Annotated in this window: 21 protein-coding genes; 12 read left to right on the top strand and 9 right to left on the bottom strand. The window is 49.4% G+C overall.

Features of this window, described 5'->3' with window-relative positions:
* Positions 1-118 precede the first annotated feature (118 nt).
* Together EPL00_RS22575 and EPL00_RS22570 are read left to right on the top strand one after the other, a co-directional pair.
* Complete coding sequence (locus tag EPL00_RS22575) at positions 119-1,345, top strand: RNA-guided endonuclease InsQ/TnpB family protein (RefSeq protein WP_135855030.1); 1,227 nt, start codon at positions 119-121, stop codon at positions 1,343-1,345.
* Between the two features lie 707 nt (positions 1,346-2,052).
* Positions 2,053-4,044 (top strand): hypothetical protein, encoded by a 1,992-nt coding sequence (locus tag EPL00_RS22570; RefSeq protein WP_135855029.1) that lies wholly within the window; start codon positions 2,053-2,055, stop codon positions 4,042-4,044.
* Between the two features lie 60 nt (positions 4,045-4,104).
* Here EPL00_RS22570 and EPL00_RS22565 read toward each other — a convergent pair whose 3' ends face one another.
* Entirely contained in the window at positions 4,105-4,590 is a 486-nt protein-coding gene (locus tag EPL00_RS22565) for a hypothetical protein (protein WP_162224313.1), read from the bottom strand.
* Positions 4,590-5,123 carry a DUF7344 domain-containing protein gene (locus EPL00_RS22560; protein ID WP_135855028.1) on the bottom strand — a complete coding sequence of 178 codons (534 nt, stop codon included), beginning with the start codon at positions 5,121-5,123 and terminating at the stop codon, positions 4,590-4,592. Before EPL00_RS22560 ends, EPL00_RS22565 begins: the two co-directional genes overlap by 1 nt.
* Before the next feature lie 404 nt (positions 5,124-5,527).
* On the opposite strand from EPL00_RS22560, the gene EPL00_RS22555 reads away from it, so the two are divergent.
* The 4 genes from EPL00_RS22555 to EPL00_RS22540 all read left to right on the top strand — a co-directional run bounded on the left by EPL00_RS22555 (position 5,528) and on the right by EPL00_RS22540 (position 9,348).
* Positions 5,528-6,091, top strand: coding sequence for a hypothetical protein (locus EPL00_RS22555; RefSeq protein WP_135855027.1), 564 nt, complete (start codon positions 5,528-5,530; stop codon positions 6,089-6,091).
* A gap of 188 nt (positions 6,092-6,279) precedes the next feature.
* Positions 6,280-6,876 (top strand): IS6 family transposase, encoded by a 597-nt coding sequence (locus EPL00_RS22550; RefSeq protein WP_135855026.1) that lies wholly within the window; start codon positions 6,280-6,282, stop codon positions 6,874-6,876.
* A 65-nt stretch (positions 6,877-6,941) separates the two neighbouring features.
* Positions 6,942-8,105, top strand: coding sequence for a S26 family signal peptidase (locus tag EPL00_RS22545; protein WP_135855025.1), 1,164 nt, complete (start codon positions 6,942-6,944; stop codon positions 8,103-8,105).
* Between the two features lie 67 nt (positions 8,106-8,172).
* Positions 8,173-9,348: a DUF5305 domain-containing protein gene (locus tag EPL00_RS22540; protein ID WP_135855024.1), complete on the top strand. Its 1,176-nt coding sequence runs from the start codon at positions 8,173-8,175 to the stop codon at positions 9,346-9,348.
* Positions 9,349-9,567: 219 nt separating this feature from the next.
* On the opposite strand, the gene EPL00_RS22535 is transcribed toward EPL00_RS22540, so the two are convergent.
* Complete coding sequence (locus EPL00_RS22535) at positions 9,568-10,200, bottom strand: type IV pilin domain-containing protein (RefSeq protein WP_135855154.1); 633 nt, start codon at positions 10,198-10,200, stop codon at positions 9,568-9,570.
* Positions 10,201-10,626: 426 nt separating this feature from the next.
* Between EPL00_RS22535 and EPL00_RS22530 the strand changes: the two genes are divergently transcribed.
* Positions 10,627-11,877: an RNA-guided endonuclease InsQ/TnpB family protein gene (locus tag EPL00_RS22530; RefSeq protein ID WP_135855023.1), complete on the top strand. Its 1,251-nt coding sequence runs from the start codon at positions 10,627-10,629 to the stop codon at positions 11,875-11,877.
* A gap of 228 nt (positions 11,878-12,105) precedes the next feature.
* Here EPL00_RS22530 and EPL00_RS22525 read toward each other — a convergent pair whose 3' ends face one another.
* The gene (locus EPL00_RS22525) at positions 12,106-12,630 is read right to left on the bottom strand and encodes a MarR family transcriptional regulator (protein WP_135855022.1); all 525 of its coding nucleotides are present in this window, start codon (positions 12,628-12,630) and stop codon (positions 12,106-12,108) included.
* A gap of 578 nt (positions 12,631-13,208) precedes the next feature.
* On the opposite strand from EPL00_RS22525, the gene EPL00_RS22520 reads away from it, so the two are divergent.
* Positions 13,209-14,459: a glycosyltransferase family 2 protein gene (locus tag EPL00_RS22520; RefSeq protein WP_238398290.1), complete on the top strand. Its 1,251-nt coding sequence runs from the start codon at positions 13,209-13,211 to the stop codon at positions 14,457-14,459.
* A 10-nt stretch (positions 14,460-14,469) separates the two neighbouring features.
* Here EPL00_RS22520 and EPL00_RS22515 read toward each other — a convergent pair whose 3' ends face one another.
* A complete protein-coding gene (locus EPL00_RS22515; protein ID WP_135855020.1) occupies positions 14,470-15,624 on the bottom strand; it encodes a glycosyltransferase family 4 protein in 1,155 nt (384 codons plus the stop codon).
* 254 nt (positions 15,625-15,878) lie between these two features.
* Between EPL00_RS22515 and EPL00_RS22510 the strand changes: the two genes are divergently transcribed.
* From EPL00_RS22510 to EPL00_RS22495, 4 genes are read left to right on the top strand one after another with little or no spacing between them, the layout of a single operon-like run.
* A complete protein-coding gene (locus EPL00_RS22510) occupies positions 15,879-16,922 on the top strand; it encodes a hypothetical protein (protein ID WP_135855019.1) in 1,044 nt (347 codons plus the stop codon).
* Positions 16,923-16,925: 3 nt separating this feature from the next.
* Positions 16,926-18,122, top strand: a complete 1,197-nt coding sequence (locus tag EPL00_RS22505; RefSeq protein WP_135855018.1) for a glycosyltransferase family 4 protein — start codon at positions 16,926-16,928, stop codon at positions 18,120-18,122.
* Positions 18,119-19,081: a glycosyltransferase family 4 protein gene (locus EPL00_RS22500; protein ID WP_135855017.1), complete on the top strand. Its 963-nt coding sequence runs from the start codon at positions 18,119-18,121 to the stop codon at positions 19,079-19,081. Before EPL00_RS22505 ends, EPL00_RS22500 begins: the two co-directional genes overlap by 4 nt.
* Entirely contained in the window at positions 19,078-19,731 is a 654-nt protein-coding gene (locus EPL00_RS22495; RefSeq protein ID WP_238398289.1) for a dTMP kinase, read from the top strand. The genes EPL00_RS22500 and EPL00_RS22495 overlap by 4 nt, the downstream gene beginning before the upstream one ends.
* Here the strand turns inward: EPL00_RS22495 and EPL00_RS22490 are convergent.
* From EPL00_RS22490 to EPL00_RS22475, 4 genes are read right to left on the bottom strand one after another with little or no spacing between them, the layout of a single operon-like run.
* Positions 19,728-20,768: a glycosyltransferase family 4 protein gene (locus EPL00_RS22490; protein ID WP_135855016.1), complete on the bottom strand. Its 1,041-nt coding sequence runs from the start codon at positions 20,766-20,768 to the stop codon at positions 19,728-19,730. The two genes, EPL00_RS22495 and EPL00_RS22490, sit on opposite strands and share 4 nt — an antisense overlap.
* Positions 20,769-20,812: 44 nt before the next feature.
* On the bottom strand, positions 20,813-22,249 hold the full coding sequence (locus EPL00_RS22485; protein WP_135855015.1) for a sulfatase-like hydrolase/transferase: 1,437 nt from the start codon (positions 22,247-22,249) through the stop codon (positions 20,813-20,815).
* Positions 22,250-22,282: 33 nt separating this feature from the next.
* The gene (locus EPL00_RS22480; RefSeq protein WP_135855014.1) at positions 22,283-23,701 is read right to left on the bottom strand and encodes an oligosaccharide flippase family protein; all 1,419 of its coding nucleotides are present in this window, start codon (positions 23,699-23,701) and stop codon (positions 22,283-22,285) included.
* Between the two features lie 22 nt (positions 23,702-23,723).
* A complete protein-coding gene (locus EPL00_RS22475; protein WP_135855013.1) occupies positions 23,724-25,172 on the bottom strand; it encodes a sulfatase in 1,449 nt (482 codons plus the stop codon).
* Between the last annotated feature and the right edge of the window lie 90 nt (positions 25,173-25,262).

Genomic DNA, 25,262 nt, shown 5'->3' with positions numbered 1-25,262 from the left:
ACCCGTACCTTTAGATGCGGGAGGAAATCGACAACTATTGACTATTCCACTGGCGATGGTTGGCTGATTCCCCAACCCTATATTAATATTTAAGTACATAGTGCGTTTTGTGATGTATATGGAGGTCCGGCGCACTGTCCCGGTCAAACTCGATGTGACCGAGAGTGACGCGAACCTTCTTCGTGAGACGATACAACAGTTCCTCGATTCCGCGAACTACGTCGTAGACGTGGCCTCCAAGGGCGAATGGGTCGAAACTCGCAAATCGGTTCTCCACGACAAGACGTACAGCCACGTGCGTGACCGAACCGACTTGCACAGCAACCACGTCCAATCGGCCCGCGACCGTGCCGTAGACGCACTCAAAGCGACCATCGCCAAATGGAAGCAAGGCAGGTACGCCTCGTTGCCGACGTTCACGACGCCGTCTTGCGAGTACAACCCGCGAAACGCGACGTTCAACGACGACCACGCGACGCTGGCAACTGTCGATGGGCGCATCACCGCCGAGTACGTGTTGCCCGACGAACACCGCGATACGCCCCAATCGAGATATCTATTGAACGACAACTACGAGACGACGGGCGCAACACTCCATTATCGCAATGGATCATTCTACCTCCACATCCGAACAAAGGCGGATGTGGACGCCCCCGACCGCCCCGAGAACGGAACGGTTCTCGGTGTTGACCTCGGGGTTGAGAACATCGCCGTCACTTCGACGGGGACGTTCTGGACAACCGACGAACTGACCCATTGGCGAACGGAGTACGTCGAACGCCGAAAATCGTTGCAGGAATGCGGGACGCGATGGGCGCATGAAAACGTCCAATCGGTTGGACGCACCGAAACGGGGCGGTTTGAACAGTATCTCCATCGAGTAGCGAACGAACTTGTCGCCGAAGCGGTCGAGAACGGCTGTTCGTACATCGCGTTTGAGAATCTGACCGACATTCGTGACCGGATGCCTCGGACACGAAAATTCCACGAGTGGGCGTTCCGACGTTTATACGGTTACGTCGAGTACAAAGCCCAAGCACGTGGCATCTTGGTCGAACAGATTACCCCGCAGTACACGTCCCAACGGTGTTCGGAGTGCGGATTTACCCATGAGGATAACCGCCACCGAGAGACGTTTTCGTGCCACTCGTGCGGATACGAAAACCACGCGGACTACAACGCGGCGAAGAACATCGGTCTGAAACTCCTTCGCAACCAAACTGGGGGCGAGGGAGGCGCACCCGTAGGCGTGCGCTTGAACAGCGGGATGTTGACCACGAACGGGGTCGTTCCCGTGCCGACTTCGGTTAGAGTGGGAGTCCATGCTGAATGCCACGGCCTTTAGGCCGTGGTAGCTTACACGTTTACTGCCATCCGAGTGCCTCTATTTATGTTATATGGCGTGACTCGTTGCAGTAGTTCCTTTTACAACGGCCACACTCACATGGTAATACCTTTTATATAAACGTTCATCGAAATCGATATTCACTCGCAGAGCGAGTCTAATTTATCTGAGATTTGATATCAGCAACCTCCCTCTCACAGATATCTTATACAAAGACCGACAAACATATAAGTAATAGAATATAAAAATTTAGCGCAAACAAATATTTCATATGAATACAATTAAATCGGCTATAATTTTCACATTAATTGGGGTTAGTGTGATTTTTCTACATGAAGCAACACATCTCACCATTGCGTATTTAGTAGGACAGCCAACATTCGGCGTTCAGTCATGGCTTCCGCTTCGAGTCTCGATAAACTTTGACGACCAAACGAGCTGGAAGTCAGGTATTCGACTAATGGCAATTGCGCCGACAGTCATTGGATTCCTTTTTGCTAGCTTTTTCTTACTCATAGATGATTGGACAGTATTGTCTAATACACCATACTATTTCAGAACTCTCTGTCTTCTCTATTGGCTCCTATACACTCTCCCCAGTCTTGAAGACCTCCAGACATTTCTAACTTTATCGAAATAACAAACAGTTGATTGGCAGTACACGAACACCAATAGGATTTTATCAACTCAACAGAAACCAGGGACCTGTGTCATTTCGCGAGGACAATCGTGGAGTAAGTGAGCAAGTCGGAGTTGTCCTCATTTTTGCGGTCCTAGTTATCTTGATGTCACTTTGGCAAGCACAAGTAGTGCCGTCGGAGAATACCGAGCGTGAATTCGCTCACTACATTGACGTCCAAGAAGATATGACACAACTCCGATCGAATTTTGTTAATGCAGCCGAAACCGGAACAACTCGCTCAACGACAATCAAGGCCAGTACAACGTACCCAACACGGGCTTTCTTTTTAAACCCACCACCACCGTATGGCGAACTCAAAGCAGAGAAGTTGTCTAGTGGCGAGATCTCTTCAACCAGCCTCGATATTGCCGAAGTTTGTGGGCGTGAGGCGCCAGTGCAAACACGATCAATTCAATTCAAAATGAATTACAATTATCTGTCTGGATCTGAAGCTCCGTTATTTAAATACGAAAATACAGTGTTCTATCGAGAGACGCCAGATGGGACTATTATTTTTGAAAACGAACCTACACTCATCCAAGGGTCTACCATTAACCTCTATCCACTCTCAGATGAGTTCTCACAAACACGGAGTGGACCGATATCGGTCGATTTCTATGGTGCAGAGACAGGATACACGAAAGTCAGTGGACCAGTCACATTGACGATACCGACGGCACTTCCAGCTGGCAAATGGGAAGAAGCCCTCGAAAGTGAATCCAATTTTGTGGCGGCCCAACAGACTGCCCCACAACGCGTGCAATTGGAGTTAGCCAATACAACGTGGAACGTACAATGTGCAGTTGTTGGTACAGGTCAGACACCAAACGTTAATGTATCACATTCTGGCACCGAAACCAGCGACAACTCCTCGACCGCGTTTGAAATCAATTGGCAGAATCCATCCAGTCAATCAGGAACGAAACCTAATTGCGACGCAGATAATTGCGACTGGGATGTTAACAATGATTCTGATAACAAACTCGCTCTCAGCGCACTTACGACGCCACAATTGGAGGGGATGGACGTCCACTTTGGAGTCACAAATTCGTCAGTGGCAACTATCACCTCATCTGACCAAGCGACTGACTCAAATGGAGTAGCTGAAATAACTCTGAAAGCGAAGAAAAATGGGACAGTCGGTGTTTACGTCGGTAGCGGTGGCACTAGCGATGCAATCAATATCACCGTAACTGGCATGAACCAAAACTCTGGGCTTGCTGACCCCGGCTTTGCCTATCGGGACGTGAATAAAGACGGGAATTATGATAGTGGAACTGACCAACAAATTCCGACTGCAGAGGTCAGCGATGGTCAATATAATGCTGGCTCGGATCAATTAGTGATTCCAGACAGCATTGGTGAAATTTCTGTTAATGGTTATGGGAATATTGACCTTGCGGGAGAGGGTGTAATAGTTGAGACGGATCTTGAGACGGATAATGGGAACATTCTCTTAGACGCTAAAAAGGGCACTCTCTCTAGTACGGATATCACCGTAGATAGTACTGGCACAAACGGGAAGAAAATCACGCTCCGAGGAAATGAGGCTATAGATATTGAGGATTCTGTATTCAAATCTTCGAGTACGATCACGATTGATGCGCAAGGAGGGTCAGTGACCGCTCAAGGAGCGACGTTAGACAGCACTGCTGTAAATGGGCAAGAAATCAAGGTCACTGCAAATGAAGGGGTTGATATTTCAAATGGAGAGATATTAGCGTCGAGTACGGTCACGATTGATGCACGTGGCGGAGCATTAATCGCACAAGCAGCAGAGGTCAACAACGAGAATTACAACGGTAAGAGCATTACTCTCAAATCGAATGGTAATATGAATCTAGGTCAGGCAGCCATTCTCGCTGGTGATCAGGCTTTTGCTAATCTCCGAACAACGTCTGCTACCCTGTTTGTAGACGGAACTACAGTCACGGAGGCTCATTATAGAGATGGAAAACTCGAGTATAGCCCAGCGAGCGTGACGGAATCTCCAAACAATCCCTATATCACCTCATAAAGAAAGAATAGGGATTTTTGCTCGATTTCTTGTAGTCGGATTGGGCTCGGTAGAAGTCGGTTAGCCTGTGGAAGTGGGCCCGGCACAAACTATAGAAATATCATGCTGAATCTCCGCCTCAACTCCTGAACTACTGACTTCGAGATAGATTGTCCACGTTTCGGTTTCTTGTGAACTACAAACCACGTTCGCGGTCACTTTCGTGCTTTCTCCGGGTGCTAACGAATATTTCTCTGCCGAGAGACTCTGATGGTCCGGAGGGGTATTTGTATCGCCGACGATTTGAATCGAGAATTCAAACGAACTCTCGAAGTTGTTTGTGACGGTGAACAACTCTACGGTAGGCTGCTTTGTGTCGTTCGAACTTCCGTAGGTTACCGTGACATTGTCTGATCCCGAGAGCCCGACGATGGCGTTTTCGGGGTTTTCAGCGACTGTTATTGAGACCGGTCGGTCGATTTGGCCCGCGCTGAAGCCGCCGGTTGCTGTGACGAGTAGAACCGTACCTACCAGTGCAATGGCAGTCCATAGCCATCGGTGAGTCATCAATTGTCACCTCTGAGTTCCGGCGGTCGTTCGTGTTCGCCGAGGAGGTCGTCTCGCTGGTAATATACGTTGACTGCGGCCGAAAAGACGATCGCTACGGAAATGAACGTCATCCATGCGACGGGCGGAAGTTGGGAGATGATTATCGCGTCAACCCAGACCGCGGACGTGAGTGCGAGCGAGACCGCCCCGAGGCCAAGATAATAGCTACTCCATGGAATGTCACGATCGGGAACAACTTCGAGGTAGACATCAAGTCGTTCGGCGCGCTCAGTAACTTTGGCCATGCCGTTGCGGGGCTGATATTTGATGATTCCGCTGTCGGCGAGTTTCGGGAGGTGGGTCTGCTGGAGTGAGTTGTACACGTGCTTTCGTTGCGTCGAGGATACGGCTTCTATGGACACGCCGTTTTCCCATGCGGCAACTTGCTCGGCGATGTCGGCGATGGGTAGAGCTTCTTCTCGCTTGAGATAGTGGAGTGCATATCGGCGTCGTCGATTCCGGAGGAGGTGGAAGATGTCGTCACGCGACATCGATTGGCTTTCTTGCTCACCGGATTCTTTAAGTGGTTTTTTATCTCCATTGTAAATTCTCCCCTCTATCTACTCGGACTGTATCAACTATCCCTATGTATATAATACGACAAGACAGTTCAATTAGATCGCCCCCGTAACACCCAGTTACTGGCTCAATTGCGGTTCTTCAGGGACTGTTTGCCGAACTTCTGGCTGTGTTAGAACTCCTAGATTGCACCCCGAGAAAACGTCCATACAGGCCCAGAAACCTGTTCTCGCGGCTCAAGACAAAGTATGTATCGATACTGACCTGTAAGTGAGCACTCCGGACGACTCGGGGTGCGACCAAGGTGACAACAATCATGAAACGACGTAAATTCCTAATCGGACTCGGCGCAGTCAGCGCAGGGAGTGCAGCGGCGATGGGTACGGGCGCATTCAGTCAGGCGGCCTCCGGAAAGCGTGACGTCACGGTCACGACGAGCAGCGACGAGAACGCTATGCTGCAACTGAAAGAAGCCCAAGACGACGATAGCTGGGGCGGCGACAGCGGCTTCGTGAGCTACGACAGCGACGGCAAGATCCAATTCGACATCGAGACCAACGGCGCGGGTGTCAATCCGGACTCGACGTACTACTTTGACGACATTCTTGAGATTGGCGTCGAAGGAGGGCTCGGATCAGCGACGAACCAGAATAGCGCGAACACGGGCGGCCAGTACGAAATCACCATCGAGAGTGCGCCCGGTATCGCCTTCTACAAGAGTGGTCATAAAGACTTCCACGGGAACGTGACCGACAACGACGGGCGTGAACCGCTCGACCCGGTTGACGGCGGTTCAGACGACACGATCAATAGTCGCGGAAAGGGTAGTAGCGCTTCCCAGATTACCGAACTCCTCGTCGGAATGCGCGTCATCGAGGACGACCTCGCAGACGACCTGTGGGTCAAAATCAATGCCAAGCGTCTGACCTCTGTCCAGTAGCGAGAATCATTCTTTTGAGACACAGTCGGGCTAACCTCTTTTAAGAGAGTTAATTTTGCATCTTCTACGGGGTCCGATTCGAAATCATCAACCCGAGGCACTGTTCAGATAAGCGTTGAAGAACGAGGCGGTTGAAATTCTAGGTGTCCATGCCAGAATTCGACCGCCTCAACGAGTGTAGCGATTGAATCGAGTTAGAGTTTGTGGAGCGAGAAGCGACACCGGAGCCGCTGATAAAGCTCAGTATCCACCTTCATGCGGCCGGATTATCACTCTCGGATACTGTTTCTGTCTTGGAGAGGTTCGGTGTCGAACGGTGTCGCTCGACCGTCCATAATTGGGTGCAGAAAGCCGATCTACAGCCGACCGATGGTAAAAACCCGAATCACGTTGCGGTCGGTGAAACCGTGATTCAACTCAACGACCAGCGCTACTGGCTGTACGCCGCCGTCGACCCTGAAACCAACGAATTCCCCCACGTGAAGCTCTATCCGACACGAACTATCGTTGTGACCAAGCAGTTTCTAACCGAGTTGCAAGAGAAACATCGCGTCGCCGACGCGATGTTTCTCGTCGATGGCGCACCGTGGCTCAAAGCCGCGCTCTTCGAGTTACACCTCCGATTTCAGCATGAAACACATGGAAATCGGAATAGCGTCGAACGTGTCTTCAAAGAATTAAAACGCCGCACCAACCAGTTCGCTAATCATTTCCGCCACGCCACGCATCGCTCCGCTGAAAACTGGTTGCAAACCCTCGCCTTCGCGTGGAATCAGCTAATCTGAACAATGCCCAACCCGACCACCCCTAGTCTTATCACCTCAGTGTTGGAGTATTGGGATGTCAAGCGATGGGCGTCCAACGGATACTACTCCGCAGCGTCGAAATCGTCGTCGTGGTCCTCATCGTCGGTCTATTCGCTGGCCCATTACTTGGACAACCAATCGTCCTAGGCTATGTCGAGACCGGTAGCATGCAGCCAACGCTGGAGCCCGGCGACGGCTTCGTCGCGATTCCGGCGCAACTCAGTGGTCCCATCGAATCCGGTGACGTCGTGACGTTTCACGCGCGGAAACTCCACGACGGCAGTCTGACGACCCACCGCGTTGTTGGTCGTACAGCCGAAGGATTCGTTACTCGGGGTGATAACAATCTTTTCACCGACCAGCAGGCGGGCGAACCGCCAGTTCGTCGGTCCCAGATTGTCGCCGTGGCACTGCAGGTAAACGGTCGGGTCGTCGTCGTGCCGAATCTCGGTATGATCGCCGACGGTACTCAGAGCGCACTCTCGTCCGTTCAAGAGACGGTGACAGAGTTTTTCGGACTGGAGTCCTCGCTTGGCATGCGGGGACTGGCGTACCTTCTCTTCGCGCTCTCAGCGATTGGCTACATTCTGGACGCGTGGCTAGACGGTACTACTAGACGCCGCGACCGCAACACAACCCGAAACTCCGGATATAGTGCACTACTAATACTCCTTGCACTTGCGGTGATTATCGTTTCAGTCGCCGCCGCGAGCATGCTTCTGACAAGTGGTCCCCAGTCGGTCCCCTTTGACAGCGTTGACCCATCAAGTCCTAGTGAGGGAGGCATTCCAGCAGGTGCAAATGAGACCGTTACGCTAAACCTCTCGAACGCCGGGTACGTGCCGGTTGTCGCGTTCGTCGAATCCAGAAGCGGCGGGCTCACAGTACAGGACCATCATGTCTCCATCGGGCCCAACAGCCAGAGGGGGGTTCGCGTGACGCTGAGTGCTCCGGACAAACCGGGCCGATACTATCGAACGATGGTGGTTCATCGGTATCTGGCGATTCTTCCTGTAAGCGTCATCCGAATCCTGTACGTGGCTCACCCGCTCCTCCCGGTTGTGGTCATCAACGGACTCCTCGGCGGGACGGTTGCTATCCTTGGAATTACGCTGGTCGGACGGGGTCGGGTACGGTTTGACCAGCAACGCAATGGACTTCCACTGGTAACGGCCCTCCGGCGGTGGGTCCGATGGTTGTATTGGTGATATAGGCAGATAATATACATATACGGTCGGCGATAGAATCATATATCTTCCCTTCCCGTTGTTGTCTGTGACCGACACATCGCTGCGGATTCGAGCATTCCTTGACCGGCGATTCGAACTCGTGGCTGCCCTATTCATACTTCTCGTCCTCGTCGGTGGATGGGCTACATACACGACACATATCGCGCCGGGAACCACAACTGAAGAGCGAATCCGTTCGTCGTGGGAATCGACCGGGACGTTCGCCCACAACGCGACCGTCGTCCGGGACACGCAAGTCTACTCCAAAGGAACCGTGCTTGAGAACAGACAGACCTATTTCACGGCGATAAGCCCGGTACTGCGTGGCGCGCATCGATTCTCGTACGGGGCAAGCGAGGACGGATCACTGAATGTGGCCGCTAACGCGACGCTCGTCATTAGAAGCGTGAGCGAGCAGGACGACGGGAATGTCACCCATTGGCGGTCCTCGCGACCGCTCGCAAGCGAGAACACCACGGACGTCGGCCCCGACGAAACTGTAGAAGTCCCGTTCACCATCGATGTTCCGCAGGTGGGCAACCGAAGTGCCGAAATTCAAAACGATTTGGGCGGGTCCGCCGGACAAATCGAGCAGTTCGTTAGCGTCACTGTCCACGTTCAGGGCCGCGTAAACGGCCAGCGAGTCGAACAAACCGAACGGTATCAGCTCCCATTGAAGCTCGCATCGGGCGTCTACCAGATTCCATGGGACAGCCCCGTAACCAATGAACGCCGGAATGTAGAAGCTGTATCAGTCCCCCGAGAGTACGGACCAGTTCGTGAGGGTGGTGGACCATTGGCGCTGATACTCGGAACCGGCTATCTCGTCATACTAGTTTTCTCACACCGCCGAAATTACTTCTCACTCTCGGATGCTGAGCGGGAGTGGCTCGCGTACGACGACGATAGAACCGACTTTGACGAGTGGATTACCTCCATCAGCATCCCCGACGAGGCGCTCAATAATCCCCGCGCAGAGGCAACAAGCCTCCAAGACTTAGTTGACTACGCCATTGACACCGACAATGCAGTGATCGAAGACGCCGACCGGAAGGCCTACTTCGTCTTCCACGACGGCATCCAGTACGTCTATGAACGGCCCGAACCAGTAACTGACTCGGACAACGTCGATACCGAACTCGATACCTGGCCGTTGATTGACAAAGCGAAAGAACATGTTCCAACGGGTGATGTTGCCAGCGAGGATTCGACTGAGAAGTAAACTATCTCGGGCTTACGTGGTTTGTGACACCATGGCCATCCCGTCATTACAGCCGAGGCACGCCAACCAGAACGCGCGGACGATTTTTCGACAAAGCAGCCGATATCGTCGCACACTCTCAGGATTGACATCTTCCCCGCGCTAACGCACGGGGATTTTCCGAAGGAAAATTCGAGATTGCATGTTTCCACACCTCGTAAGTATGTTTTCATGGGGTCTTCACTGGTCGTCGGTGTCCTTGTCGGGATCGGCGAGGTACTGGACTTCCTTTAGGGAGATATCGTCGACGTATGCTGTGGCGCTCCCCGAGTCATAGTAGACCCATACCTCAGCTGAGGCAGCTGCTTGATTCTCAGTGAAGTCTGTGAGGACGCATTTCTCTTCAAATGTGGTCCACTTGATTTCGTATGTAGCTTTCTCAAGGATGTTTCCTCCGGAATCATAATACTGAACGCCAACCCAAAAACTTGAGGAAGGATTGGAGACCTTTGATACGGCACACATTCGATAAATCTTCCCTGCCTCCATATTCTTGGTCGTATCTTGTCCGACGAATGGAGGGGTATTGTCCATCTCGAGTCCATATGAACCAGAGTACGGATCGGTTTGTGTGATAACTGAGCGACCAGCTAGCGGTTTGTCGTAGCCGTCCTGCCATTTGTTCGTTGCACCGTCCTCGAAGCCACCGTTCGAAAGAAGATTGTCACTAACCGGAATCGGCTTTTCGTTGGTGTCTTTGGCTTCCTCAACAACATCAAAAAACGAGACGCCGACAACTGCCGCCAGCACGACCACGAGAGACACCATCAGGGTCGTCCCAAGAACCGGAGAAACAGCGCGATCAGAGGACATTGAGTGTAACGGAGAAACCAGCTCGACTTAACTATTATGTTATATTAAAATAGTTATGATATACCTCAGTTCACTGACTCAAGCCGAGTAAGTGGTGGATTTTGTCCTTAACCAACATTCGGACGGCTAGCTAACACCGTGTTGGTTAAGGCGAGGCCTAAGGTAGTTATCCTCGTGCCCCGCTAGGTTGCAAATCCACGCTCTAATATCTTCCTCGGCGTAAACGGCGAGGCTTCCCGCACGGTGGGAACCCGGCATGGCAGGTTTCAGCGTTTTCGAGGTGGAGCCGCCGGCCTCAAGGAGCGACCGAAGCGTAGCGAAGGGAGCGAGTAGGCCGGAGAGGAAATCGACACGGTACGACGCAACCGGCATACTGCGACCGACCGACTCCCGAACGTATAAGTACCGTCGCCTCTTCTCTGAAGTATGGAGGTGCGTCGAACCGCCGTTGTGAAACTCGCCGTTTCCGACGAGCAACGCGTCGCACTCCACCAAACCGCCGAGCAATACCTGTACTGCGCGAACCGAACCGCCGACTACTGTTGGTCCGACACCTCATACACCGAGTGCAAGACCAACAAACGGCAGGTCCGTGACGCGCTCTACTCCGAACTTCGAGAGGAGACGGACTTACAGGCACAACTCGTCCAAGCCGCCATCAAACGCGCCGCCGAAGCCGTCAAAGCGTGTGTCGAACGCTGGAAGAAAGGACAGCGCGTCTCTTGCCCTACGTTCACCGCCGAAACGATGGACTACGATACGCGAAGCGCGACATTCTACCGCAACAAGGTGTCGCTGGCAACCATCGAGGGCCGAGTCGAACCCACGTTCGTTTTCCCGGCAGATAGCCCGACACCCTACGAGCGGTACGTACTCTCCGAGGACTACGAGTTCCGTGAGAGTACGCTCCGGTACGACGCGGCGGCCGACGAGTTCTACCTCAATATCTCGACGCGGCGGATTGACGGCGACGACCCAGAGGTTTCGCCAGATACTGGGCACCCCGACCAAACGGTCCTCGGTATCGACCTCGGCGTCAACAGTCTCGCTGTCTCATCGACCGGCACGTTTTGGCAAGGAGATGACTACGACCATTGGTGCCGCGAGTTCGAGAAGCGACGTGGGGAGATGCAACAGCACGACACGCAAGCCGCTCACAACGCCCTGCTTCGCCTCGGAAAGCGCGAAGAAGCATGGCGGAAACAGTACATCCACACGGTCGCCAACGAACTCGTCGTGGAAGCCGTCGAACACGACTGCGACGTTATCGTGTTCGAGGACTTGACCGACATACGCGAGCGGTTGCCGCACGCGAAGTGGCACTACGTTTGGGCGTTCCGACGCCTGTACGAATACGTCTCCTACAAAGCGCCCGAGCAGGGCGTCTCCGTGGAGCAAGTCGCGCCGAACCACACGTCTCAACGCTGTTCTCGGACGGACTGTGGGTTCACGCACGAGGATAACCGCCACGGAGAACGCTTCTGTTGCCAGAAGTGCGGGTACGAGGTGAACGCGGACTACAACGGTGCGAAGAACATCGGGCTACGGTACGCCCGGAAGCGGACACACAGACTCCGTTCCTCGCCCACGTCGGGGAGCGGAGACGCAGAAGTAGACCTGCGTGTGAATGGTGGGACGTTGAACGGCGAGAGTCACCGGCAGATTGCTGGCGACTGATTGCCGGGAGTCCACATCAAAGCCCCACCCTCAACGACCGAGGCGCGGAGCGCCGAGGGAATAGGGTGGGGTAGTTTACTCGGTCACTAAGCTCCGCGACTGATCAAAATAGACTACCGGGCCACGTTTATCTTGATGGCAACTGGACCGTTGCCACAGACAACTCAAAAGAGCACCTGTGCGGTGATCGCATCGTACCCGTTCGGCGGGGTGTCGCGGGAATCTAATTTATTTGGTGAGTGCTTTTTCTCCTCTTTCAGTTGGCCAATAAATGTTCGCGCGCTTGTCTTCTGGGTCAGGTTCGGCTGCGACCAATTCTCGACGTTTCAAGCTTGCCAACGTCTGCGAGAGTCGCGCTGTATCAATATCGTCGCTCTCAAATTCGTCTTTCAACTCATTCGTTCGGACTGACTCATCATCACGGTCGAGCATGCGTGACAGCACTTGGGCTGGGAGTGCATCGCTTTGGAGTGTTGGGACACTATCTGAGTCGCCGTTCGTGGATTCTGTGCTGGTTTCCTGTTGATCGTTGTTAGTTTCTTCTGCGGTGTCCTCTGGGGTTGATTGTTGATCAATAAGTGCATCGAACGGATCAATTGAGTCCGTGGTGGTGAGCTCAATTCGGAATCCCGTGACTTCGGCTGAGGCCTCGGATAGTGTTGCTAGCGACCGGTTGAATACCGCTTTTGTCGATTCGTTATTTCCGTGGTATTCGAACACGAGCGTGTTTGCTTCGTCGGATGCGTTATCCATACTATCGGTGAATACTCCAATATATAAAAATCGTGGCAACAGTTTCAATTAACACGGTGACCACTAAGGCAGTTTAGGAGGACGCTATCTACTCAAAATCAGGCCCTGTGCCTCGGAGTATTCAGGAATAAGAACTATAGCATGAACAGTACCTGATGTATACGCTACTTACCGAAGGCTAACAGAGAAGCCTGCTAGGACGTAAGCACGTCAGACGCCAAACTATGACTAGAATTGCTACTATCATCCCATAAAGCTCTTATATGAAAATGTAGGCCCCGAAGTGTTGTGTGAGAGTTGACTTTAACACGGTCTTTGATGTCGTTCTCTCCGAGATGATGCCGAGAAACTCGGTTACAACCGACGAGCAAAATATACGGCCAGATTGCACTCCGCTAGCACCACTTGCCAACTGGAGGGTGCAACGATGAGTCGTCGATTCCCGACGCAAGCCCGTGCAGCGGCCGTGAAATGTGTTACCTGTAACGCCCCAGGCACCCAAACGGTAGAGAAAGACTACGTCTGCGTGACCTGCGGCAAGACAGTCCTCACGTCCACCCAGACCAGGGGGGATGAGAGTGGCAAGTAAGCCAAACCGTAGCCCTGACAACGCCCCGCCCGACAGACATCCAGAGCCTCAAGTTGATTATGAGGAGGCAGCTGGGGTGAAGAAGGGGATTCCGCTTGTCGGCCTGGATAGCGAGACAGAACCGATTCTGAGTGTTGTTATGCCGACGCTGAATGAGGAAGAAGGTGTGGCCGACTGTATCCAGACCATCAAAGAAACAGTCGCCCGTCTCGGTGTCACTACTGAAATCATTGTAAGCGATAGTTCGACGGATCGGACACCCGAGATTGCCGAGTCACTTGGCGCGACCGTCGTCTATCCGGACCAAGAGGGCTACGGCTACGCCTACCAATATGCGTTCGAACGCGCTCGCGGGTCCTACATCGCCATGGCTGATGCCGATTGCACGTATGATTTCGGCGAACTTCCGAAACTACTGGAAGCTATTGGAGAACATGATGCCGACATCGTCATGGGAAGTCGTCTTGAGGGTGAGATCAAGTCCGGCGCAATGCCGAAACTCCACCAATACATCGGAAATCCGTTACTCACGAAGTTCTTGAATACTTTCTACGGGACCGAAGTAAGTGACGCACATAGTGGCTTCCGGGTGTTCAGACGGGATGTGCTTGAGGAGTTGGATTTGCAATCGGATGGGATGGAGTTCGCGAGTGAGATGGTGATGGACGCCGGTGCAAACGACCTCACGATTCACGAAGTTCCGATTACGTATCACGAGCGGAAAGGCGAGGCAACACTCGAAAGTTTCCGAGATGGCTGGCGCCACATCCGCTTCATGCTCCTCAACGCCCCCGGCTACCTCTTCTCCATACCAGGCGTGTTACTGACGACACTGGGAGTTCTCGTCATGGGACTCGCGTACACCGATATCTCGCTTGGAGGGTGGGCAATCGGCATCCACTCGATGATTGCAGGATGTGTCCTCACCATTGCGGGCTATCAAATCGGGAGTTTCGGAATTTACTCGACACTCACAGCCAACCCAATACAGTCGTCAAATAACTCGCTTACTGCATGGGTTATTGATAAGCTCCAGCTTGAGCACGGCCTTCTGCTCGGCGGGGGTCTGTTCCTCGGAGGCATCGCCTACGTCACGTACCTCGTCGGCACATGGCTCGCAACCGGCGGAGCACAACTCCCTCTCCTCAAAGAAGACATCATCGCACTATCAGCGTTAATACTTGGCCTCCAAACCATCTTCTCTGCATTCTTCCTGAGCTACCTGCAAAACGGAACCTAACCCATTTATTTTATGTTTCGATTGCCCGTCGATAGGCGTTCTCCGCTTGGTCGGCAACCTGATCCCAATCAAACTTTTGTGCCCGTACCGTCGGCGAAACAGCTGGTGTTTCACCAGCTAGAGCCTTATCGAGTGTCGCTGCGACACTCTCAGTAGTAGGTTGAGCAAGGAAGCCTGCATCACCAATTACCTCAGCGGCAGCGGACTCAGAGTGGTCCGCCGCGATGACTGTACAGTCGGCAGCCATGGCTTCGGCGTAGGTAATACCAAAGCCTTCTCGAGTTGAAGGAGAAGCGAAGACATCGGCAGCATGCATGTGTCCGATAACATCCTCGTACTCGTCGAGAAACCCGAGGAACGTCACACGATCGGCATGATCAAGCGTGTCTGCTTGATTGCGCAGACGGTCAGCTTCAGGACCGTCACCGATAATACCGAGATGAACATCATGCCGGCTTGCCACCTGATCGAATGCATCAAGAAGGATGTCAACTCGTTTGTCCGCAATAAGACGACCAGCGAACAACACATCGTAGCCTGTCCCACCATCGGTATATGACGATACTTCAGGAGGTGTAGCTGACTGAATCTGCTCAACATCAATTCCGTTATGGACGACATCTATCTCCTCACGGGAAGGACCAATCGTAGCGAGCCTGTCGGCCGTCACCCCGGAAACTGCAATTGGATGTTGGGGAACACGAGCAGTAAGGTGTTCAATAAGTTTCCCTCCAAAAGATAGAGACCCGAGATACTCGTCCCAGTAATCACGCCAGACCTCATGCCACGTTGTGACAAGTGGAGTGTTTGAACCGATGCTAGAGAGCTTCGAGGCAAGGACCGGAAAATAAGGGAAAACACTTGCGACAACGAGGTCATGATCATCGATCCGACGGCGAAGGTCCGGCATAAGTCGAGTTGCAAAGTCAATCGCTTCCCCGATTGACCGGCGGCCCTCGTCAGTATAGAGGTCCGCGGCCGGAGCGACCGCTCGAAGCGTCAGGCCATCTTCCGTTATTTGATGAGGACCATCCCAAAAATGGCGGCCATAGATAGTAATTTCGTGGCCTGCATCGGCGAGGCGTGTCCCAATTTCGTAAATACGTTTCTGGGCACCACCGGTGACATAGGGATACACGACATTTGAGACGAAAGCGATATCCATTGAGTGTCCATCACTATTACAGTATTAATGACCTTTCGATAATAGGATGAGGGATATAGTGGAGTTGGTCGTGTAATATAAAGATATATTTATGATGATGGGCGAGAGAAACATGATGACTGCTAACCAAAATACGGGTAATTTCTTTATAAATACCCTCCAATTGAATTTGAGTAGTCCGATGTACCAGAACCACTTGCTATACAGCCCATTCGAAGAATACCAAACTTTGAACCCTAAATAAACAGATTTCTATGTCTACAGTCAAACTACTCAAGTCCATTGGCTATCCAGAGAGCAATTCACCTTCACCCTTAGATCCGTTTGAATCACATGAACTCTATAATCTTGCCCGACGGAATAAGATTGGTTCACTATATGTAAAGTCACTGGAAAGTTCTGGGGATATCGAGTTGCTGGAAAAGCAATGGGAGAATCGGCAAGACTTCCAAGCACGGATTCAAAAGACGGTAGACCGACTTCCAGATGCGATTCCGGCAGACACTCAATACGCTATTGTGAAGTCTGGATATCCATGGGTGGACTCGAAAGATATTGATCTTATCCTATTCGAGGATACACTCGAAGAGTTGGAGAGCGAGTTACTCAGTCAGGGTTACGAGTTCTGTGGACGCTCACCAACCTCATTTGACGTCCTTGACCCAGTGACTGAAATCCAACTTGATGTGCAGAGCCAGTTTTCCCTTCAGCGAGTGATATACTTCGATAAGATGTCAGTTATAGATGGGGTCGAACAGAGGTCACCTTATGGGACATCGATACCAATTCTTCGTAAGCCAGATGACCTCGCATTGATTGTCATCCACTCAGTCACTGAGCAGATGTATATTTTAAAAGAATTCTATACTGCAGTATCCATGCTTGAATCGTTCTCACGTGAACAGTTTGAACGATTCTTTGATATCATAGAGCAGAATGAGATTCAACCCGCGTGTAGTTCCTTTTTCACGATCACTCAGGAACTATGTGAACACGTTTTTCAACGGTCTCCTGACTTCCTACAGGAGATTCTTGACCGGGTTGGAACCAGTGACCGAGAACAACAAGCGTTCCACTCAAAGGGATTCAGTACGCCGCATAAATATAGAGGTGGAACAGGGATTAGAACTGTTGTTCGAAAGATGCGAAATCCAGTCTTTCGCCGGAGCCTTGTTTCTCAGCTTCCTCGACTGCTGCATCCATCGACAGCCTTCTATATCCTCTCACAGGTGGTCACTCGGAGAGAGCGTGAACACTATGTCCATGACACTTCTGACATGAGTCAGTCGGGAGAATAGAGTATGAGTGGTAAACTACATGTCGGGCAGTTCATTACCCAATATCCGTATAAAGACCAGTTTACAGGAGGGAATGAGTATTTTTGCTCTGGTGCTGAACGTGTCGCAAAACGTCTGTCCGACGAACTTGCGAAGATGGGTTGTGAGGTAACTGTATGTTCGTCATCTGCTACTTCTGAATATGTTGTAGAAGATCAAGGAGAAGTTACCGTTGAACGCTCTCCTAGCCTCACAAAAGTGAATACAACGCAAATTTCCCCTACCCAGGTTCTGGACCCGATATCTAAGGGACTAGAATTTGATTTAGTTCATGCACATAATAGTACGCCTCCGGGAGTAATTGCTGGATGGTTGTATGCAAAGTGGAATGACGTACCTCTCATAATTACTCATCATGGTGGTGAGAACTATGAACAGCACGGGTCCATCTTCCGACAAGTGGGGTTATTCGCTTATACGAGGTTTATCATCAATCCATTATTTAGATCCGCGGATGCTGCTGTCTCTCCCACCTCGGGCTATATAAAGGAATCATCTGCGCTATCAAGTGTAGAGACAGCAAGAGTCATCCCAAATGGTGTAGAAGTTGATGAATTTGATCCTGGGATTTCAAGTGATGAAGCGAAGCAGCAAATCGGGATAGAACCTGATTCTTTCCTCGTTATGTATCTAGGATCACTCCATCAGCGAAAGGGTGCAGATGTACTATTAGAAGGCTTCCTCCAATTTCACGAGGAATATCCGGATACCAGGCTAATTATTGGAGGTAATGGTGGGCTCAAAGAACAACTTAAGTCAACAGTAGCTGAAAATACCATGTCGGACATCGTCAGTATTCCCGGTTTCATACCGGAGTCACAAAAGCCGACTTACATGGCAGCAGCAGATGCTTTCGTCCTTCCGTCAGTAACTCCGGGGTCAGAAGTCTTTCCGCTTGTTTTACTGGAAGCAGCTGCTGCAGAGACACCTATTATCGCAAGTCAATTCGATACTATTGAGAGCGTTGTTGGAGAACATGAAATCGGAATCTTCGTTGAACCAGGGAGTGCGGATAGCATCACCAGCAAGCTTCAATACCTATATAACAATGAAAGTGAACGGAGAGAATTGGCGGAGAATGCCTTTTCGATGGCTAAAGCCCGAAAGTGGAGCACAATCGCCGAACAATATCTTGAGTTGTATGAGGAGGTTCTAGAATGAAGGTTTGCATATTAGGAGAGCAAAGTGAAAAATTGGATGAAGGTATGAAGAACTTTAGTGTACAACTTCATAACCTTCTGAACGAAAAAGGAATTGAGGCGACCCTTCTCGATCTTCGAGAGATTGGTAATTTTGATTTCTGGAAGTCACTGGTTCATCAAGACCCAGATGTAATCCATCTCGTTCCAGGTCCAACGGCGAAAGGCATGTTTCTTCTTAGAGTTCTTTCAGCCATGAAGCAGGCTAAGACGGTCGCTACAGTGACTCAACCGCGGTTTAGCAAAATTTCGAGGATGATTACCCCCCATCTTGCGCCGGATCTCATGTATGTCCAGTCAGAGCGACAGAGGGAGAGGTTCGAATTTAATGGCTCTGAAACGGAATTTCTCCCGAGTGGAGTTGACCTCTCAAAATTTACTCCATGTGACAATGGTAAACAACGGGAGCTACGAGAAGAGCTCGGTCTTCCTCATGACGAGCGCATTTTCCTCCATGTTGGACACTTCAAGCGAGACCGTGGTGTTAAGACACTACTTTCGCTCCAGAAATACGGGAAGCTAGTCATTATAGGAAGCCCCTCAACGGGGCCAGAAGCTGACCTCGTCAACTCCCTCCGACAGAACGGGGTTACAGTGGTAACCGATTATGTTCCCGACATCCAGAAATACTACCGTGCATCAGACACCTATGTATTTCCTGTTACCAACGAAAAGAACAGTATTCAAGCACCACTCTCAGTCCTTGAAGCGATGGCTTGTGACCTACCGGTCGTCTCGACTCGCTTTGGTGGGTTAACTGACCTCTTTAACGAAGGTGAAGGCCTCAACTTCATTTCCTCATTTGAGGACGTCAAAGAACAGGACATAGAATTTGAGACAGTAAAAACACGAGAGAAGGTTAGTCAGTACTCGTGGGACGCGATTGTTGACCAAGTAATCGAGTCATACAAAAGAATATGAAACGCGGAACACTAATAACAATAACCGGGATTGATGGAGCGGGTAAATCGACTCTTGCTAAGAATATAAGAGACGAACTGAGAGATCGGGGACACGATGCGGTTTACGCCTACGGGAGGTTCTTACCATTACTCTCATACCCTGTTATGGAACTAGGACGACGGACAGTGCTCTCCGATAGTGACCTTGAGGAAGATTATACAGAACATCAAACGAACAAGGCGGATTTATTCGACACCACCGTGTTACGACGAGGTTATGAAGCGTTGGTCATGGCAGACTACGCACCACAATTATTTGCCAAAGTTATACTCCCACTATATCAGCATGATTTCGTCATTTGTGACAGATACTTCTACGATACACTGCTAACGGACCTCAGCGGAGACGTAATTACGGAGCCACAGGAGGCAGTTGACCGATACCAAACTTATTCAAAACTAATTCCATCACCAGATTTTGAATTCTACATTCAAATACCACCTGAGGTCTCTCTCGAGCGGAAAGACGATATTCCAGACATTGAGTATCTACGAGATAGAAAACGATTCTACGATGTCTTCGCACAAGAATACGGAATGACCGTCTTAGACGGTACAAACTCTCCATCAAATCTTTGTACAAACGTTATCAGGAAGGTATTGGATTAGAACTGAGAGAAGAAGTTGATATAGTTCTCCTTTAGTGCTGTCCGAGTAAATGGAGTCATTTCGTCTAATGGCAAGTCTTCCAATGAGGATACCATCTCTATAAACTCATCAATAGTCTGGAACGTGTTTTGAGTCGCGTAGGCGATATCAGCAACGTCTCTTGCTACAACAGGGGTGTCAGCTGCTAACGCTTCGGTTATCACTCTCGGAAGTCCTTCATTGTATGTCGGCAGAACCAAAAGGTCGGCAGCCTGGAAATACGGAGGCATTCCACCAAGTGGAACCCGTCCAACCATAGTGATATGATCTTCATATCGTGATGGAACATCTGGTTCAATACCGTGGCTTCCGACAAACACGAATTGCAAATCGTCTCGCCGACTGAGAATCTCAGGGATAGCTGTATTCATGTCATTCATCCCTTTGATTCGGCTTCTCCTCCCAGCATATAGGACAAGTTTCCGCCCTTCAGGAATAGAGATATCTGACGGCTCAACACCCTTAAACCGCTCATTGTCAATCGGTGGCGGGAGAATTTCTACATCCGACGGAGTGGCCCCATGATCCGTAAGTCGCTTTTTCCCCGTAGGTCCTAGAGCTATGAACTTATCTGCAGTCGATATCGCGAGGCGCCCAAAAATATTATTTAGCATAAATTGGGCTGGTTTCCGCCATCCATGACTCACTCGATAAAGGTCAAGGAGGTCACCACTATACCGATAAGTAAATGGAATTCCGTGATGGGTTGCAAGTGCCCCAACAATATTTCCGTGAATCGATGGCTCAACAACATTAACGATCACCTCCGGTCGATTATATTTGAGATAGTTATGTAGGGCCCGTGTCTCCCCAACCCGTGTTGAAGGAAAATTCCCACCATGCATCTCAAAGTAGTTGGCTAATGGACCCAACTCATCCGGCTTTGTTGTTATTAGATCTAGCTCATAGTCATTGTGTAGCATCCACCCAAAATTCAAGGTATCAAATAGTATATTGAATGCGGATTTTGAACCGGTGAAAAACGCGATTCGAGTCATAAATCACTATGGCCAGTAGAGGGACATTAATATTCCGTCCTACATCAGAGGTAGCCGAGATCCTCAAGACGCTCTCTATTTGACTCTGGTAATTTACGGCCGCCCGACTGAGCGAGTCCCGAATCAAAATCTCCGACAACCTTCTGCAATTGTTCAGCAAGTCCCTTTTTACCTTCCACATGTGTCTGATCTTGATCCATTTCGTCTTCGCCTACTCTATACAGTTGTTGAGTCCCATCACTTCCCTCAACAAGTTTCTGATCAGCTGTTCGAATAGATCGTAACGCTCGATCGTACTCAGCCATCTTCGAATTCCGTACGTCGTAACGCTTACTAAGTGTGGATACCGAGGGCTGTGGAGAGAGATACTCAGCAATTACTGCCTCACGGCCCCAGTCATTATTTGTCAAGTCCTGAGGAGGATATTCTGTACTTTCGAACGAAGTCTCGATTCCCGCAAGCGAAAGTATTGTTGGATACAGATCTCTGAGTTCAACCATCCGGTCATCAATTCCCCCGTCTTCAAACTCATCAGGGTAATGGACTAGAAGTGGGACTCTAAGTAGAGCCTCATTCAGGGAATATTGATGATCCATAAGTCCGTGCTCACCGAGATTCTCGCCGTGATCCGCCGTCACAAAGACAGCCGTTGAATCCATTAATCCAGTATTCTTTAGGGTGGTAAATACCTGCTCCAGACGGGAATCTAAATAATGAAGTTCACCCCGGTAGAGTTGTTTTAATATTTGGAAATCTGTTTCGTCCATTTCAACGGAGTCTGTCAAATATGCCCAAGGATCCTGATTTACCTTATTCCATCGGTCTAAATCATCCTCGTCTAGGAACTTTTCCCGATGTTCATGAGGCGGATTATATTCTAAATGAGGCTCCATATAATTAACAAAAGCAAAGAAAGGTTTCTCTTCCCCTTGGTCCAATAACCACCGTCTTAATCGGAAGTTCGTGAGAGCAGCGCCAGAATCGTATTTTCCTTCTATGAATTTCATATAAAGGGCGTTTGCTAAGGTAAAGGGAGCATCTATCTTTGCTAATTTGCTTACCAGCATCTTCAACTGTCGTCGAATACCTTCCTCTTGTGAGATAGCTGCAAGATCAGCCCCTCGGCGGAAGAGTTGCCAACAAGGAGTAAAAGTATCGAAATCGTCGAACCCAAAGTCCGGACTAATCCACGGATTATTGGAGAATGAAGCAGTCTGATAGCCGGCTTTATTTAACTCGGACACTATATTTCGCTCCGAGTCAAAGTACTTTTTGTTACCACCGGTCCCATGTTCTGAGGGATACTTACCTGTGAAAATTGAACTGTGAGACGGAAGCGTCCAAGGAGCATTAGCAAACGTGTTCGAAAACCAGGTACACTCCTTAGCAAACTCATTGAGATAAGGCATTACACGGCTGTCCTCAACGAAATCAGCTCGAGCGGTATCCATGACGATCAACAGGATATTTGGTCGTTGCATAGTGGAATTACAGTACTCTTGTCAAAGAGGATTTTAGACTACAAAGAAACTTTCGTACTGTCTTCTTAGGAACCCCCTTGTAGGGGTGTACATTAAAAGAGAGACAACGTACACTATCGCTCCTAACACTACAGTCGCAAAAAGTACAGGGGCCGATTTAATATCGATGTATCTTCTAATTCCAAGAAGAACACCAGTCATGACTATTGATCCACCTAGAAACCCAACCACCATTTTCCGGGGATATATGATTTCTAGGTGGAGATGTAGATAATACCCAGTCAAAATGGTTCCTACAAGCACAGCTATAGTTGTCCCAACGGCTGCCCCTATAACACCGTACTTCTGTACTAACACAAAATTCAGCAAAATGTTAGCGATAGCAGATGCGGCCGTTGCTCGAGCTGAAAGGCTTACCTGCCCGAGACCATCCAAGATCCGTTTCATCGGCTGAAAATTCACGAAAATCAGTCGGCTTAACATTAGAATCCCAAGGACAAGAACTGCCTCAGGGGACTTTATTTCGAACACCACCGAAAGTATTGTATCTGCAAGAATTAGGGCTCCAAATAGGGCTGGAATAACTAATGCCATCGACATCGCAAGTGCTTCACTCATAGCCTGTTCAATTTTGTCCAGAGCATTGTTACTCGTCCAATGACTTATTTGGGGGAATACTACCTGTGAAACGGAATCTGAGAGTAACCCTGCGATAACAGTGACTCTCCAGGCAATCTCATATCTGCCAACATCTGCAGACGTTAAAAATAACCCTATAATTAACACATCGGCCCAATTGTAGACCTTTCGACTTGCTCCTGCTATCAAATCATATTTTGAAAACGAGAGTAATTCCCTTATACGAAGCATAGAAGGCGAAGCAAATTCGAAATTGCATCGTATAGTTGCCCAAACAAACATTACAAAGAGACCAATGATTAGAGCAATTATTGGTGCACGTGTTCCGTATCCGTACCAGACTAGTGTTATACCCGTTACAAGCCAAAAAACTCGCTGACTAAGCCGTAAAATTGCTGTTTCTCCTATTCGAAGATCACCGCTCATTATTCGAATAACAAAATCCCCCATTCCACTCAGGATTATTCCAATAACCAAGAGATATGCTAAATCACCCCCTAAATAACTATTTATATGATCACTTATACCCGATACTAATATAATAGTTGTAGCTAATGCAAATAATTTTAGAACTAAAGCTGAGGATATAACTTCACCCTTGGGTTTACCCTCGCTAATTCGCTTCTCTGCTGCATTCTGGATGCTCAGATTCGACCAAAAAACAATAAATGTCAATACTGACTGGAATAAGAAAAACTGCCCTATTCCATCAGATCCAAGCTCTCGCGTAAAAAAGGCAATTCCAACAAAGGTTATTATTGCGCTTAATGCTTTACTTGCTGCAAGCAAAACCGTTGACCGTTCAAATGCCATGTGATTTAATAGCCGTATCCCATTATTGGAGATAACCGAGTTCTTCAAGTCTTTGCTTACTATTTTTGCTAATATCTTGACGGGATGCTTCTGACATAGTTAAGGGACCGATAGACTCTGACAACCTGCTACGTAGCTTTTCTGCAATATCTGGCTCATCATCATAAAGGTCATTCTGTTCTTCTACATCAATGGATACGTTATAAAGTTCGTGGGATCCGTCTGAAGATTCAATTAGTTTCCACTCCTTGGTACGTATAGACCGGAGAGCACGGTCAAATCGAGATGGTGATAAGTCCGCATTGACTTTCTTTGCAAGTGTATCTACATCAGGTTGTGGCGTTAGGTATTCTGAGATAGCGTAATCTCGGGAGGAGGTAGTAATAGGCTCTTGAGAGACCGGGGATGGTAAATTGTTCATTGGTATGCCAGCTAGTTGTAAAATTGTAGGATAGAGGTCGCGCGACTCAATTAACCGTTCGTCAACCGTTCCTGTTTCCAGCTCAGGATGTTTAGCTAGTAATGGGACATTCACTAACGTCTCATATAGGCAATACTGATGATCCATCAAATCATGTTCTCCAATGTTTTCGCCATGATCGCCAATTATAAATATCGCGGTGTCCTCATATACTCCTTCAGACTTTAGGAAATCAAATAGCTCTCCAATCTGTGCATCCAAGTACAATATTTCAATAAGGTAGAGCTTCCGTAATAGGTCAAATTCATTTGTATCGTGTTCGACTCTTCCAACAATAAACTTCCACGGATCCTGGTCAATCTCATCGGCAGTAGCTAATTCTTCTTCAGAAAGGAATTCCTCAATGAAGGCTGAAGGAGGCTCGTATGGGAGATGCGGTTCAAGATAATTGAGGAAAAGGAAAAAAGGCTCGCTTTCTTGCTTCTGTTGTTTAATCCATCTCTTTGCTCGTGTCGTGATTTCTTTAGCCCCGTTATCGGACATAGAATCATGAAATCTCTTATGCCAAAGACTCTTCATTAAGGCCGGTAGTTGTTGGATAGGTGTTTGTTTGATTGATTTTAGTAGGCCCTCAATTGTAGACTCAGCATTCACAGCGGCAGTAACGTCAAAGCTTTCCCAACCTTCATCCCATTTCATTGAAAACTGGTCAAACCCTTGGTCAAAGTTAAACTCTGGACTCACCCATGGATTTGCAGATATTCCAGCAGTTGAATATCCATTTTTCGATAACTTTCCTGCTAAGGAAGAGGAATCCGGTTGAAAATCCGGTGTGTTAGCGTCGGTCTGATGGGAACTGGTGTACTGGCCTGAAAATATCGATGCATGGGAGGGAAGTGTCCAGGGGGCAACGGTACTGGCATTGTTGAATAAGACCGAATCACGAGCAAATTTAGATAAGTGTGGTAAAGTTTCCTTCTTAAGAGCGGGCACCACGGTTTTTGCTCGAGCAGTATCCATAACGAGCAAAATGATGTTGGGACTCTCCATTCCTAGTAAATCAAAATAAGAGGGCGTGTTTATAGTACTAACTATTCACAACTGCCAAGATGCGGTAGATAGCTCCACAGAATGGTGAGT

It is taken from the genome of Halorussus salinus (assembly GCF_004765815.2).
Classification (GTDB): Archaea; Halobacteriota; Halobacteria; order Halobacteriales; family Haladaptataceae; genus Halorussus; species Halorussus salinus.
Note: the sequence above shows the minus strand (reverse complement) of the source record. Positions and strands in the feature narration are given on the sequence as shown.